General features: G+C 75.3%; 12 protein-coding genes. 8 read left to right on the forward strand and 4 right to left on the reverse strand.

Features of this window, described 5'->3' with window-relative positions; all coding sequences use genetic code 11:
* Positions 1-24 precede the first annotated feature (24 nt).
* Complete coding sequence (locus tag AB0M03_RS24055) at positions 25-1,251, forward strand: class I SAM-dependent methyltransferase (RefSeq protein ID WP_363494114.1); 1,227 nt, start codon at positions 25-27, stop codon at positions 1,249-1,251.
* Positions 1,252-1,395: 144 nt separating this feature from the next.
* On the opposite strand, the gene AB0M03_RS24060 is transcribed toward AB0M03_RS24055, so the two are convergent.
* The 4 genes from AB0M03_RS24060 to AB0M03_RS24075 all read right to left on the reverse strand — a co-directional run bounded on the left by AB0M03_RS24060 (position 1,396) and on the right by AB0M03_RS24075 (position 6,126).
* The gene (locus AB0M03_RS24060) at positions 1,396-2,409 is read right to left on the reverse strand and encodes an NAD-dependent epimerase/dehydratase family protein (protein ID WP_363494116.1); all 1,014 of its coding nucleotides are present in this window, start codon (positions 2,407-2,409) and stop codon (positions 1,396-1,398) included.
* Positions 2,406-3,608, reverse strand: coding sequence for a nucleotide disphospho-sugar-binding domain-containing protein (locus AB0M03_RS24065; RefSeq protein ID WP_363494118.1), 1,203 nt, complete (start codon positions 3,606-3,608; stop codon positions 2,406-2,408). The genes AB0M03_RS24060 and AB0M03_RS24065 overlap by 4 nt, the downstream gene beginning before the upstream one ends.
* On the reverse strand, positions 3,605-4,873 hold the full coding sequence (locus AB0M03_RS24070; RefSeq protein ID WP_363494120.1) for an acyltransferase: 1,269 nt from the start codon (positions 4,871-4,873) through the stop codon (positions 3,605-3,607). The genes AB0M03_RS24065 and AB0M03_RS24070 overlap by 4 nt, the downstream gene beginning before the upstream one ends.
* Positions 4,874-4,959: 86 nt before the next feature.
* The gene (locus tag AB0M03_RS24075; protein WP_363494122.1) at positions 4,960-6,126 is read right to left on the reverse strand and encodes a nucleotide disphospho-sugar-binding domain-containing protein; all 1,167 of its coding nucleotides are present in this window, start codon (positions 6,124-6,126) and stop codon (positions 4,960-4,962) included.
* Between the two features lie 198 nt (positions 6,127-6,324).
* On the opposite strand from AB0M03_RS24075, the gene AB0M03_RS24080 reads away from it, so the two are divergent.
* From AB0M03_RS24080 to AB0M03_RS24110, 7 genes are all read left to right on the forward strand, one after another.
* On the forward strand, positions 6,325-7,485 hold the full coding sequence (locus AB0M03_RS24080) for a nucleotide disphospho-sugar-binding domain-containing protein (RefSeq protein ID WP_363494124.1): 1,161 nt from the start codon (positions 6,325-6,327) through the stop codon (positions 7,483-7,485).
* A complete protein-coding gene (locus AB0M03_RS24085; RefSeq protein WP_363494126.1) occupies positions 7,473-8,126 on the forward strand; it encodes a dTDP-4-dehydrorhamnose 3,5-epimerase family protein in 654 nt (217 codons plus the stop codon). The genes AB0M03_RS24080 and AB0M03_RS24085 overlap by 13 nt, the downstream gene beginning before the upstream one ends.
* The gene (locus tag AB0M03_RS24090; RefSeq protein ID WP_363494128.1) at positions 8,123-9,766 is read left to right on the forward strand and encodes an FAD-dependent oxidoreductase; all 1,644 of its coding nucleotides are present in this window, start codon (positions 8,123-8,125) and stop codon (positions 9,764-9,766) included. Before AB0M03_RS24085 ends, AB0M03_RS24090 begins: the two co-directional genes overlap by 4 nt.
* Before the next feature lie 2 nt (positions 9,767-9,768).
* Positions 9,769-10,530 carry an SDR family oxidoreductase gene (locus tag AB0M03_RS24095; RefSeq protein WP_363494130.1) on the forward strand — a complete coding sequence of 254 codons (762 nt, stop codon included), beginning with the start codon at positions 9,769-9,771 and terminating at the stop codon, positions 10,528-10,530.
* An 85-nt stretch (positions 10,531-10,615) separates the two neighbouring features.
* Positions 10,616-11,575 carry an aromatase/cyclase gene (locus AB0M03_RS24100; RefSeq protein WP_363494132.1) on the forward strand — a complete coding sequence of 320 codons (960 nt, stop codon included), beginning with the start codon at positions 10,616-10,618 and terminating at the stop codon, positions 11,573-11,575.
* Positions 11,559-13,163, forward strand: a complete 1,605-nt coding sequence (locus AB0M03_RS24105) for an AMP-binding protein (protein WP_363494134.1) — start codon at positions 11,559-11,561, stop codon at positions 13,161-13,163. Before AB0M03_RS24100 ends, AB0M03_RS24105 begins: the two co-directional genes overlap by 17 nt.
* Positions 13,160-13,444: an antibiotic biosynthesis monooxygenase family protein gene (locus AB0M03_RS24110; protein WP_363494136.1), complete on the forward strand. Its 285-nt coding sequence runs from the start codon at positions 13,160-13,162 to the stop codon at positions 13,442-13,444. Before AB0M03_RS24105 ends, AB0M03_RS24110 begins: the two co-directional genes overlap by 4 nt.
* Positions 13,445-13,506: the final 62 nt, after the last annotated feature.

The following is a 13,506-nucleotide window of genomic DNA, read 5'->3' on the forward strand; positions in this document are numbered from 1 at the left end:
ATCGACAGGAGTTGAGGAGCCATCATGTCTGCCACGCCCGAATGCCGCATCTGCGGCGGCGCCCTGCACGAGTTCTTCGACTTCGGCCGACAACCGCTGGCCGACGCGTTCGTCGACCCGGAGGGCGGCACCGAGGAGTTCTTCCACCGTCTGGCGGTCGCGATGTGCGACGCCTGCACGATGGTCCAGCTGCTGGAGGACGTCCCGCGGGAGCGGATGTTCCGGACGGACTACCCGTACCTCTCGTCCGGCTCCACGGTCATGCAGGAGCACTTCCGGGCCACCGCCCGGCACTTCCTCGACACCGAGCTGCGCGGGCCCGACGCGTTCCTGGTCGAGTTCGGCAGCAACGACGGCATCATGCTCGACACCGTCCACCGGGCCGGCCGCCGCCACCTCGGCGTCGAGCCGTGCGCGGGCGTGGCGGAGGCCGCCGCCGCCAAGGGCATCCGGGTGCGCAACGCCTTCTTCGAGGAGTCCACGGCGGCGGAGATCGCCGCCGCGGAGGGGCCCGCCCAGGTCGTCTACGCCGCCAACACCTTCTCGCACATCTCGTACGTCGACTCGGTCTTCCGCGGCGTCGACGCCCTGCTCGCCCCGGAGGGGGTCTTCGTCTTCGAGGACCCGTACCTGGCGGACATCTTCGAGCGGACCTCGTTCGACCAGATCTACGACGAGCACTTCTACTTCTTCACGGTCCGCTCCGTGCAGGCGATGGCCGCCCACTACGGCTTCGAGCTGGTCGACGTGGAGCACCTGGACGTGCACGGCGGCGAGATCCGCTACACCGTGGCGCGCCGCGGTGCCCGCACCCCCACCCCGGCGGTCGGCCTGTTCCTGGAGCGGGAGAAGGCGGCCCGGATCACCGAACGGGACACCCTGGAGCGGTTCGGGGCCGCCGTCGACAAGGTGCGCGACGACCTGCGCGCGGTCCTGGAGCGCTGCCGGGCGGAGGGCGCCACCGTCGCCGCCTACGGCGCCACCGCCAAGAGCGCCACCCTCACCAACTACTGCGGCATCGGCCCCGAGCTGGTCGCGTACATCGCCGACAGCACGCCGGCCAAGCAGGGCAGGCTCAGCCCCGGCTCGCACATCCCGGTGCGCTCGCCGGAGGAGTTCGCCGCCGCCTACCCGGACTACGCCGTGCTGTTCGCCTGGAACCACGCCGAGGAGATCATGGCGAAGGAGGAGGGGTTCCGGCGCGCGGGCGGACGGTGGATCGTCTACGTGCCCGAGGTGCGGATCGTCTGAGACCGACCGGCGATCGGGGGGCGGGTGAAGGACTCGCCCCCCGACGCCGCCCCCGATCGCCGGTCGGCCCGAACACGCCGCCGCAGCAGACGGGCCGGCCCCGCTCGACGATCGAGCGGGGCCGGCCCGTTCACGGCGTGCGGGTCACGGTCCGGGAGTGCGCCCGGCGAGGACGGCCGCCAGTTCGTCCAGCGCCTCCGGCAGGTCCCGCCGGGGGCACCAGCCGGTGACGGCCCGGAACGCCGAGGCGTCGACGACCGTGCCGGCGGCATCCGCGGATGTCGCCGCCGCGGGCGGCGGTACGGAGACGACCGGGACGGTCGGGCGGCCGGTGCGGGCCGCGACGGCCCGGGCGACCGCGGTGAAGAGCTCCCGCACCGGAACGGGCCGCCCGGTGCCCACCGTCCAGTGCCGGCCGGCGAGTTCGGCGCCGTGGTCGAGGCAGGCGGCGAACGCGGCGGCCGCGTCGGTGACGTGCAGCAGGTCCCGCACGACGCTCCCGGTGCCCCAGACGGTGAGCGGCTGCCCCGCCAGGGCGCGCAGCGCCATCGCGGCGACCACCCCGTTGCCGTCCGGCCCGGGACCGCTGCCGTAGACGGTGGGCAGGCGCAGCGACACACCGCGCAGCACGCCTCCGGCGGTGGCCGCCTTCAGCACCGCTTCGGCGGCGGTCTTCTGACGGGCGTACACGGTGGCGGGCCGGTCGGGGCCGGTGCCGTCGACCGGCCCGCCGCGGCCGGCCTGGGAGGCGGAGCCGGCCAGGACCACCAGGGGTGGCGGTGTGCCCGGCGGGCGGCGGGCGGCCCGCAGGGCGTCGGCGATCTCGTGCACCAGGCCGACTCCGAGCCGTTCGCCGAGCCGTTGCCCGTCGCCCTCCGCGGCCCGCCAGCCGACGGTCCGGTCGAGGTGGGCGACCAGGTCGAGGACGGCGTCGGCACCGGCCACGGCCCGGGCCCCCGCGCCGGGCACGGACAGGTCGGCGGGGACGTCCTCGACGACCGCGGCGCGGTCCGCGGGCAGCACCGCGGGCCGCCGGGCCACCAGGCGCAGCCGGACCGGCCGCCGGGCGAGTTCCGCCACGACGGCCGATCCGATGTATCCCGAGGCCCCGAGGACGACGACCAGCGGTGCACGGCTGCCGCCGGGGGCCGGCCTCATGTCCCGGCCGCGGCGAGGTCGCACAGTGCGCGGGCGACCTCGCGCGGGGTGGGCTGGTCGAGGATCTCCCGTTGCAGGCGCCGGGCGGCGCCGGCGTGGGAGTCGTCCCCGAGCACGGCCGCGGCGGCGGCGCGGACGTCGTCCGGCCCGGTGCGTTCGGCGGGCAGGACCCGGGCGGCGCCGGAGGCGGCCAGGGCCTTCGCATCGCTGATCTGGTTGGGCAGTTGCGGCAGCAGCAGCTGCGGCACGCCGTGGTGGGCCGCGGTGAGCGCGGTCATGAAGCCGCCCTGGTGGACCAGCAGGGCGCAGCCGGGCAGCAGCACGTGCAGCGGCAGGTTCTCCAGCACCCGGACGCCGGGCGGCGGTGTGCCGAGGCGTGCCCGTTCGTCGGCGGTGACGGCGACGACGATCTCCGCGTCGAGTCCGGTGAGCCCGGCGAGGACGTCGGCGAGGCGGGTGCCCGTGCCGTCGAGGACCCCGGTGGTGGAGGTGCCCCAGGTGAGGGCGATCCGCGGCCGGCCGGCGGGCCGGTCGGCCCACTCGGGCACCGTGCCGGGGCCGTTGTAGGGCGGCCAGCGCAGGTGCAGCCGGGTCGGTGCGGGTGGTGCCTGCAGGCTGGGCGGGCAGGGTGAGACGGTGCGGTGGGCCGGGTCCTGCCCGTGCAGGTCGAGGCCGTGCCGCCGGTAGGGCTCCCAGTAGCCGGGGAGGATGTCGAGGATCTTCTCGCCGCCCTCGGAGCCGAGGATGTCCGGGCCCCAGAGGTGGCGGATGCCGGGCACACCGAGGACGTGCGCGGCGACCAGGGCCGCCGGAGCCATGGTGTCGCCGATGACGAGGTCGGGCCGCCAGGCCCGGGCGAAGGCCACGGTGTCGTCCAGGGCGGCAGTGGTGGCCTCGGCCCAGGCGCCGAACAGGCCGCCGTCGTCGGCGCCGGCCGCCTCGCGGATCTCCTCGGCGGTGCCGGGGGTGCCGTCCGCCTTCTCCTGGGACAGGGTCCGGCGGCGCACCGCCAGGTAGTCGACGTCGGGCCCGACCGGGACCATCGGCATGCCGGAGCGGACGATCGCCGACTGCATGGACGGCTGGGCGGCGACCCGGATCTCGTGGCCGGCGGCACGCAGGGCCCAGGCGAGCGGCACCATGGCCATGTAGTGGGTGGGCCAGCCGGAGGCGGTGACCAGGACGCGCATCTCGCTCATTTCTCCACCAGGTGCGTCGCCTCGGCCGGGTGCGGCTGCGGCGTGCGGCCCGGGGCTGTGGTGATCGGCAGGGGCGGGACGTCGCGCGGGCGCAGCAGCCGGACCATCGGGCGTTCGACCAGCCGGTGGATCAGCCAGGCGGCGGCCAGCGCGAGGAGGAACTGGGCGGTGAAGGAGAGGAGTCCGACCCACCAGGAGAGCACCGGCAGCGGTACCGGCAGCAGGTCGGCGTCGACGCCCGCGGTCCACAGGCGGCTGAACAGCTGCTCCTGCACCAGCAGGTGGGTGAGGTAGAAGGAGAGGGAGATCTCGCCCAGCCATACCAGCGGGCGCCGGCGCAGCGGGGACCAGCCGCCGGTGATGTCGGCGCGGCTGAGCGCCGCGATCAGCAGGGCGAACGGGATCACCATGCCCGCACCCAGCGGCAGGTAGCTCGGCAGGTGGAGGTTGACGCCCCAGCCGGCGGCCGTGAGCAGCAGGGCGAGGGCGACGCCGGGGCCGCGCCAGGCGCCCCGGCGCACGAGCAGGGCGAGCGCGATGCCGATGACGAACTCCGCCATCCGCATCGGCGGGAAGACGTAGGCGAACCAGTAGCCGATCGGCCCGCCGTAGTCCCCGGTGGGGACCATCTCCATCGGGTCGGGGTGGGTCAGCGCGAAGGTGCGGGAGACCACGTACGGCAGGGTGAGGGCGAGCACGGTGCAGATCGCCGCGGCGGCGTACAGCTGCCGGTTCTTCGCCCGTGCCAGGACGGGGACCAGGACCGGGAAGCAGAGGTAGAAGAACGCCTCGCAGCTGAGCGACCAGTCGAGGCCGGTCATGGTCAGGTAGTACCACTGGCTGGGCACCCAGTTCTGCACCAGGAAGACGTGGGCCAGGGTGACCTTGACCCCGGGGACTCCGTAGTCGACGGCGACCAGGACGAACGCGATCGCGGCGGTGACCAGGTGCACCGGGTAGATCTTGGCGATCCGCCGCCGGTAGAAGGATCGTGCGGTGTCGCCGGGCCGTGCGATGTAGGTCAGCACGAAGCCGCTGAGCAGGAAGAAGCAGGAGACCGCGGGGCCGCCGGAACGGGAGAACAGGACGTGGAAGACGTCCTGCACGAATGCCGAGTCGAAGGTCCCTCCGGCGAAGCTGAAGGAGAGGAAGAAATGCGCGCCGAATACGGTGATGGCGAGGATTCCGCGCAGTCCGGTGAGTGACACCAGATGGCCTGCGGTGGATCCGTCCGGAACGGCGGTGGTGGACGGTGCTTTTCTCATGAATGCCTCTCTCTGCTGAGACGGGGATGCCCCCGGGTGGGGTTCGGATCCGCCGGTTTCCGGCCGGCGCGGGTGGTCCGGGGAATTCAGGCCAGCTTTTCGAGTTCGGCGACGACCTCGGCCGGGGCGGGCTGTTCCGCGATCTCCGCGGCGAGTTTCCGGGCGGCGTCCCGGTAGGAGGCCCCGGCGAGGACGGCGGCGACCCGTTCGCGGATCGCGGTGACCGGGTCGGCCTCCCGGGCGAGTTCGCCGTAGGTGAGGTGGATGCCGGCGCCGGTGGCGGCCTGGCGCTCGGCGTTGAGGGTGGGCTCGGGCCGGCGGGTGACGGTCACCTGGGGGACGCCGGCGCCGGCCGCGGTGAGGGTGGTGCCGGCCCCGCCGTGGTGGACCACCGCGGCGCAGCCGGGCAGCAGCAGGTGCAGCGGCAGCGAGACCGCGGTGCACACCGAGGGCGGCAGTTCCCCGAGCAGGTCGCGCTGGTCGGCGGTGGTGGCCAGGACGACCTCCACCGGCAGGCCGGCGACCGCCTCGACCGCCTGGCGGAGCAGGTCCGTCATGGCGGAGCCGAGCAGTTCGGCCGTGGTGGCGCCCCAGGTGACGCAGACCCGCGGGCGCTGCGGCGGGTCGAGCAGCCAGGACGGCATCGTGCCGGGGCCGTTGTAGGGGACGTACCGTTCCTGCCGGACGTCCGGCAGCGGGCCGAACCCCATGCTCGGCGGGCACGGGTCGATCCAGGCGGCGGGCCGGGTCCGCACGTCGGCGCCGACCCGGTCGAAGAGCGCGGCGTAGCCGTCCTGCGGCTCGTCGCCGAAGCCCTTCATCTCGAGTTTCTGGAGGCCGGGGCTGCCCCAGAGGTGGCTGACGTTCGGCACGCCGAGGGCGGCGGCGACGACCGGGCCGGCGTACGAGACGGCGTCGTGGACGACGAGGTCGGGCCGCCAGTGCCGGGCGAAGGCCAGCAGGTCGTCCAGCATGCTGCCGGCCATGGCGAACTGCCGCTGTCCGAGGGCCTCCAGCAGTCGCTTGCGGGAGTCGTCGAGCAGGGCGGGCTCGACCGGCCAGCGGGCCGGCCAGCGGTCGTGGTCGTGCCAGGCCGTCAGGTCGCGGTTGCGGGCGCTGCCGCCGAGGCTCACCGCGGAGCCGACCTCGACCATGGGGAGCCCGGAGGCGGTCACGGCCGCGGTGAGGGAGGGCGCGCTGGCGACGCGCACCTCGTGGCCGGCCGAGCGCACCGCCCATTCCAGCGGAACCATCGGGAAATGGTGGGACGGCGAGGGGAAGGTCGTGAACAGCACGCGCATTTTCTGGGCCCTCCGAATCCTGGGCCGGTTCGGCCCGCCCGCAGTTTCCCGCGCGCGGACCTGAGAAGCGGTCGAGTCCGGCTCGACCCTGAATCGAGGAGCCGATTCCGCCCTATTCCGGAGAGGCCCGGCTCTGTCATGGTGGGGCGCATGAGGATTTTGCTCACCGCGGCGCCCATGTACGGGCACGTCCTGCCGCTCGTGCCCATTTCCTGGGCACTGCGGTCGGCGGGGCACGAGGTCCTGCTGGTGGCGCCCGGGGAATTCCCCGACGTGGCGGCCGGGGCGGGCCTGCCCGCGGCCGCGAACGCCGGCGGGGTGTCGATGGGCGGGATGATCGGCTTCGAGCGGGACGGGACGCCGGCGGCCCGGCCGGCCGACCCGGAAGGGCGGGTGCGGCGCAGCGGCCGTGGTTTCGGGCGGCTGGCCGCGCACGTCCTGGAGCGGACCGTGCGGATCGCCGAGCTGTGGCGCCCGGACCTGGTGGTCAGCGAACCGACCGAGTACGCGGGCCGGCTGGTCGCCGCGCACCTCGGTCTGCCCTGGGTGGAGCACGGCTGGGGCCTGCGCCTGTCCGGGCTGTACGCCGAGGCGGCCGAGCAGGAGCTGGCCCCGGAGCTGGCGGCGCTGGGTCTGCCCGGGTTGCCGGCGCCGCGGCTGCTGCTGGACCCGTGCCCGCCGCGGCTGCAGCTGCCGGGGGTTCCGGCCGCGCCCGTCCGGCGGGTGCGCTACCTGCCGTACAACGGCCCTGCCCCGGTGCCGTCCTGGGTGCACCGTCCCCGGGAGCGTCCCCGGGTCTGCGTGACGCTGGGCAGTGCCTTTCCCGCCGTCAGGTCCGAGCTGCTGGCGGCGCTTCCGGAGGCCCTGCACGGGGCGGGGGTGGAGACGGTGCTGGCGACCGGCGACGACGCGCCCGCCGGGCCGCTGCCGGAGTCGGTGCGTGCCGTCGGCTGGCTCCCGCTGGACACCGTCCTGCCGGCCTGCGACCTGGTGGTCCACCACGGCGGGCCGGGCACCGCGATGACCTCCCTGGTGCACGGGCTGCCGCAGCTCGTCCTGCCGTACTACCTGTCCGACACCACCGTGTACGCGCAGCGGCTGGCGGAGCTGGGCGCGGGACGCTGGCTGCCGCCCGAGCGGGCCGACGCGGCGGGGGTCGCGGACGGCGTCCGGGCGCTGCTGGCCGACCGGGGGGCCCGGGGAGCCGCGGCCGGGCTGGCGGAGGAGATCGCCGGCCTCCCCTCGCCGGCGGAGGCCGTCCCGGTGCTGGAGGACGTGGTGCGGAAGGAGCGTGCGGCATGCGTCCGTTAGCGGTGGAGGGGGCCTGGGAGGTCGAGCTGCGGCCGCACCACGACGAGCGCGGCACCTTCACGGAGCTGTACTCGGTGGACCGGCCGACCGGGCCCGGCGCGCCGGTGCCGGTGGCCCTGGCCGGTCTCTCGGTCTCCCGTCGGGGCGTGGTCCGCGGCGTCCACTACGTCGCCACCCCGCCCGGGCAGGCCCGGTACGTCACCTGCGTGGCGGGCGAGGTGCTGGACGTGGTGGTCGACGTCCGGGTGGGCTCTCCCACGTTCGGGCAGTGGGACTCCGTCCGGCTCGGTCCCGGCCACCGGCGGGCCGTGCAGCTGTCGCCGGGGCTGGGCCACGGCTTCACCGCCCTCACCGAGGGCGCGACGGTGCTCTACCTCTGCTCCGCGCCGTACCGGCCGGAGCTGGAGCGGACGATCCACCCGCTGGACCCGGAGCTGGCCCTGCCGTGGCCGGACATCCCGGGCCGGCTGCTCTCCGAGCGCGACCGGCGGGCCCCCACGCTCGCCGAGGCGCGCCGGTCCGGGCTGCTCCCGGTGGCCCCGGCCGCGCTCCGGGCCCGCTCCCGCTCCGGCCCCGCCGGGGCCACCGACCCCGCCGGGACCACGGCCGGGGCCACCGACACTGCCAGGAGGCGGACATGACGACGGCGGAGAAGGGCCCGGCGGCGCCGCCGGACGGGCCGCGGGTACTGGTCGCGGGCGCCGGCCCGGTCGGTCTGACGACCGCGTTCGAGCTCGCCCGGCGCGGCGTGCCGGTGCGGCTGGTCGACGCGGCCGACGGTCCCGCCGCCACCAGCCGGGCGATGGCGACGCACGCCCGCTCGCTGGAGGTGTACGACCAGCAGGGCGTCCTGGCGGACATGATGCCGCGCGGCCGGGTGGTCCAGCGGTTCACCATGCACCTGAACGGCCGTCGGCTGGCCGTCCTCGGGCCGGACTACTCGCGGGTCCCGACCCGCTTCCCGATGACCCTGATGGTGGATCAGGCCGCCACCGAGGACGTGCTGCGCCAGGCCGTCGCCAAGCACGGCGTGGAGATCGAGTGGGGGGTGCGGCTGGAGGGCTTCGAGCAGGACGAGGACGGGGTGACCGTCGAACTGGGCGGCCCGGCCGGCACCGAACGGGCCCGGTTCGACTGGCTGGTGGGGTGCGACGGCGGGCACAGCACCGTCCGGCGGCTGCTCGGGCTGCCGCTGATCGGCGACTCCACCGAGACCTGGTTGATCGCGGACGCCGAGGTCGACGTGGACCTGCCGCAGAACAGCATCCACTGGATCAAGGTCGGCAGCGGCACGGTCATGGCCGTCCCCTTCCCGCAGGAGGGCAAGTGGCGGCTGCTGGACACCGCCGACACCTCTTACGGGGGCGATCCGCAGGACGTGGCCGAGCGGTTCGCCGGCAAGCTGCGCCGCGGGCTCGGCCGGCCCGTCACCGTGCACCGGCCGAGCTGGGTGTCGGTCTTCACCATCCAGCAGCGCATGGTCCCCGCCATGCGCGGCGGCCGCTGCCTGCTCGCCGGGGACGCCGCGCACGTGCACAGCCCCGCCTCCGGTCAGGGCCTGAACACCGGCCTCCAGGACGCGTACAACCTCGCCTGGAAGCTCGCCCTGGTCGTACAGGGCCTGGCGGCGTCCGCCCTGCTCGACAGCTACTCGGCCGAGCGGGTGCCGGTCGGCCGGGCCCTGCTCGGCTCCACCCGCCGGGCGACCCGCCTGGTGCAGTTGCGGAACTCGGTGGCCGGCGCCGCCCTGCCGCTGGTGTTCGCCCTCGTCCGCAACCTGGCCCCGCTGCGCGGCCGGATCGAACGGAAGATCATCGGCACGATGTCCGCCCTGTCGCTGGACTACGCGGACAGCCCGCTGACCGTCCCCGACCGCCGCCCGGACGGGGCCGCCGGGCCGCGCTCCGGCAGCCGGATCGGCCAGGTCGCCGCGGAACGGGCCGACGGCCCCGGGTGGAGCGCCCTGCTCGACGAACTGCGCGACCTCCGGCCCAGCCTGGTGGTCGCCGCCGGCCACGGGGGCGCGGCCGGGGCCGCCGCGACGGCCCGCGAGGAGCACGGCGCCTGGCTGTCGGTGCGCATCGTCGGCGGCGACGGCCCGGGCGGACTGCCGGACCCGGACGGCGCGCTCCGTGCCGATCTCGGCCTGCCGCCGGGCGGCTGGCTGCTCGTCCGGCCGGACGGCTACCTGTGCGCCCGCGGCGGGCCCCTCGCCCCGGCGGACCTCGCCGAGGCCCTCGACGTGCTGCGCGGCATCCGCCCCGCCGCCCGGGAGGTGTGACCGTGGACCTCGGGCTCACCGGCCGGACCGTCCTGGTCACCGGCGCCTCGGCCGGCATCGGCCGGCACACCGCCCGGGCGTTCGCCGCCGAGGGCGCCCGGGTGGCGATCACGTACCGCACGGGCGGGGAGCGGGCGCGGGCCCTCGCCGAGGAGCTCGGCGCCGCCGCGGGCCGGGCCCTCGCCGTGCCGTACGACCTGGGCGAGCCGTCCTCCGTCGATGCGGCGCTCGCCGAGGTCGAACGGTGCTGGGGCGGCGTCGACGTCCTGGTCGCCAACGCGCTCCGCCGCGGCCGGCGCCGCCCGCCCGGCAGCCGCACCGAACAGGTGCCGGCCGGGGAGTGGCAGCCGCTGCTTCGGGACAACCTGGAGCAGACCCTGCGCACCGTCCAGCTGGTGCTGCCCGGGATGCGCGCCCGCGGGTGGGGCCGGGTGGCCCTGCTCTCCTCCCACCTCGCCCGGGACGGTGCCCCCGGGCAGGAGTTCTACGCCGCGGGCAAGGCCGCCCTGCACGGCTTCGCCCGCAGCCTCGCCTGGGACGCCGGGCCGGACGGCGTGCTGGTCAACGTGGTCAGCCCCGGCCTGACGCGCACCGACGGCGTCCTCGCCGACCTGCCGGCCGAGGTCCGCGAACGCGAGACCCTCCGCACGCCGACCGGGCGGCTCAGCACACCCGACGACGTGGCGCGCACGATCGCCTTCCTGTGCTCCGCCGCGAACGGCAACATCACCGGCTCCGTCGTCGACGTCTCCGGCGGACGCTGACCGGCGGCCTCGCCCGGCCCCGAACCCGCGGGCCCCGCACGGCCCGTGACCTTTTGGAACCAGATCCGTCGAGAGGAAACACAGCATGTCGACCACGCACACCGTCCGGCACAACGCGATCGTCCGGGCACCGGCCGGGCTCTGCTTCGACCTGACGGCGGACCTCGCCGCCTGGGTGCAGCACTTCGGCCCCGCCGTGCACGGCGAGGTCCTCGAGGAGGACGCCGACGGCACCCAGCTGGTGCGCCGCTGGGCGCTGACCGGCGGCACCGACGTGCACACGTGGGACGCCCGCCGCCGGCTCGACCGCGCGAACCTGCGGATCGCGCTGGAGCAGGTGGCGCCGCCGGCGCCGCTCGAGTCCGCCACCGCCACCTGGACGTTCACCCCGCACGGCGACGGCGCGACCGCGGTGGAACTCGTCCACACCTTCACCGTCGCCGGCGACGACCCCGAGGCGGTCGCCCGGACGACGGCGGAGCACGAGGAGCGCGCCCCCGCCCAGGTGGAGTCGCTGCGCGGGACCGCCGAGCAGTGGGGCGACCTGGAGCCCCGGGTCATCTCCTTCGAGGACCCGCTGTTCATCGGCGGCCGGCTGGAGGACGTCTACGAGTTCCTGTACGCGGCCGACCGGTGGCCCGAGCGGGTCCCGCACGTCACCAAGCTCGACATGACCGAGGACACCCCCGGCATCCAGTTCTTCGACATGCACACCCACACCCCGGACGGGAGCGAGCACACCACCCGGTCCGTCCGGGTCTGCCTGCCCGAGATCAACAAGATCATCTACAAGCAGATCAACCTCCCGGCCCTGCTGGACGGCCACACCGGCCACTGGTTGTTCGAGGAGACCCCGGAGGGCGTCATCGCCAGGGCCCGGCACACCGCCACCGTCAAGCCCTCCGCCCTGCACCTGCTCGGCGAGGGCACCACGGTCGCCGACGCCCGCGCCTACCTGCGCCGGGTGCTCAGCACCAACAGCCTGCAGACCCTGCGCTACGCCCAGCAGTTCGCCGAGGAGCGCCTCCGTGCGGCCCGCGGCTGACACGGTGGTCGGCCCGGCCCCCGCCCCCGGTCCCGACCTCCGGCTCGACGGCCTGGTGCCCGACCTCCCGCTCGACGGCCTGCTGCGCCGGGCCGCGGCCGAGGCCCCCGACCGGGTCGCCGTCCGCACGCCGCTCGGCGACACGACCTACGCGGACCTCGACGCCGAGGTGGACACCGCGGCCGGCGCGCTCACCGCGGCGGTCGGCCGGACCGGCGCGGTGGTGGGCGTGGTGGCGAGCCTGGACGTGCCGTTCGTGGTCGCCTACTACGGCGCCGTCCGGGCCGGCCACACGGTGGCCGTCGTCAACCCGCTGATGGGCGACGACGCGATGGTCCACGCCCTCGGCACGGCGGAGGTGGCCGTGGTGGTCGCCCCGCCGCACGTCGCCGAACGGCTGGAGCGGCTGCGCCCGCGGCTGCCGGGGCTGGGCGGGGTGATCACCGCCGAGCGGCTGCCCATCGGGCTGCTGCCGCCCGGCGAACGCGACCCGGCGCCCGACCTGGACGCGGTGGCGTGCATCCAGTTCACCAGCGGCACCACCGGCGACCCGAAGGCCGTGCAACTGACGCACCGCAACCTGGTGACCAACGCGGCGCAGATCGCCGCCGTGCACGGCCTGGACGGCGACTCCGTCACCGTCAACCACCTGCCGCTGTACCACCCCATGCACCTCAACTCGGCGGTGTACGCGGCGGCGACGCAGGTGCTCTGCCCCGACTCGGCGCCCACCGCCGCCGTCGCGGCGGCCAACCGGCACCGGGCCACCCACCTCTACAGCCTGCCGGTCCGCCTCGCCGCCCTGGCCGCCGACCCGGCCCTGGAGGAGCTCGCGCTGGACACCGTCAAGGCGGTGCTGTCCGGCGGGTCCGCGCTGCTGCCGGCCCCGGCCCGGGCGCTCGGCGAGCAGTTCGGCGTCCCGGTGGTGCAGGGCTACGGGCTCGCCGAGACCTCACCGCTGACCCACTGCGAGCTGCCCGCCGACCCCCGCCCGGGCTCGGTCGGCCGGCCCGTCCCCGGAACGGAGTGCCGGGTGGTGGACGTGGACGGCCGGGCCCCGCTGCCGGCCGGGGAACGCGGCGAGGTCCAGGTCCGCGGTCCGCAGCTGATGGCCGGCTACCTGCACGCCGGCGGCCCGGCGACCGACGCCGACGGCTGGTTCTCCACCGGCGACATCGGCTACCAGGACGAGGACGGCCACCTGTTCCTCGTCGACCGGATCAAGGACGTCTTCAAGCACGAGAACTGGCTGGTCTCCCCGACCGAGATCGAGCAGGTCCTGATCCGCCACCCGGCCGTCCGGGACTGCGCCGTCGTCGACCACCCCGAGGCGGCGACGGGCGCGGTGGCGCACGCCTTCGTGGTCCTCGCACCGGGCGCCGGCGCGGCCGGCGACCCGGGCCCCGACCTCGACGAGCTGACCGCCTTCGTCAACCACCGGCTCCCCTACTACCAGCACGTCAAGTACCTCGACGTGGTCGAACGCATCCCCCGCTCGCCGAACGGCAAGATCCTCCGCCGCAGCCTGCGCGAGGCCGTCGGAGCGTCGGCGTCCCCCTCGGAACGACCCACAGGAGACAGGACATGATCACGGTCATCAACCGACTCACGGTGCACGGCGACGTCGAGACGTTCCGGAAGGTCCTCACCGGCATCACCGAGCACATGAGCAGCCAGCCCGGCTTCCTCAGCCACACCCTGTACCGCTCGACCCGCAGCCCCGAGGTGTTCGTCGAGACGGCGCGCTGGACGGACGCGCAGTCGCACCGGGCGGCGATGAGCGCCGACGCGTTCCGCGAGAAGGTCCGCGACCTCGGCGGCCTCGCCACCCCGGAACCCGACGTGTTCGAGACCGTCGAGGAGGACTGACCGCCCGCGGCCCCGACACGCGATCGCCGCGCCCCCGGATCCCTTCCGGAGGCGCGGCGATC

It is taken from the genome of Kitasatospora sp. NPDC051914 (genome assembly GCF_040680995.1).
Lineage (GTDB): Bacteria > Actinomycetota > Actinomycetes > Streptomycetales > Streptomycetaceae > Kitasatospora.

Bases quoted from the DNA above. Each gene is read 5' to 3' on its own strand.
- AB0M03_RS24100 (WP_363494132.1), top strand. From the start codon at position 10,616: ATGTCGACCACGCACACCGTCCGGCACAACGCGATCGTCCGGGCACCG.
- AB0M03_RS24070 (WP_363494120.1), bottom strand. From the start codon at position 4,873: ATGAGAAAAGCACCGTCCACCACCGCCGTTCCGGACGGATCCACCGCA.
- AB0M03_RS24110 (WP_363494136.1), top strand. From the start codon at position 13,160: ATGATCACGGTCATCAACCGACTCACGGTGCACGGCGACGTCGAGACG.
- AB0M03_RS24075 (WP_363494122.1), bottom strand. From the start codon at position 6,126: ATGGTTCCGCTGGAATGGGCGGTGCGCTCGGCCGGCCACGAGGTGCGC.
- AB0M03_RS24090 (WP_363494128.1), top strand. From the start codon at position 8,123: ATGACGACGGCGGAGAAGGGCCCGGCGGCGCCGCCGGACGGGCCGCGG.
- AB0M03_RS24080 (WP_363494124.1), top strand. From the start codon at position 6,325: ATGAGGATTTTGCTCACCGCGGCGCCCATGTACGGGCACGTCCTGCCG.
- AB0M03_RS24085 (WP_363494126.1), top strand. From the start codon at position 7,473: ATGCGTCCGTTAGCGGTGGAGGGGGCCTGGGAGGTCGAGCTGCGGCCG.
- AB0M03_RS24065 (WP_363494118.1), bottom strand. From the start codon at position 3,608: ATGAGCGAGATGCGCGTCCTGGTCACCGCCTCCGGCTGGCCCACCCAC.
- AB0M03_RS24060 (WP_363494116.1), bottom strand. From the start codon at position 2,409: ATGAGGCCGGCCCCCGGCGGCAGCCGTGCACCGCTGGTCGTCGTCCTC.
- AB0M03_RS24055 (WP_363494114.1), top strand. From the start codon at position 25: ATGTCTGCCACGCCCGAATGCCGCATCTGCGGCGGCGCCCTGCACGAG.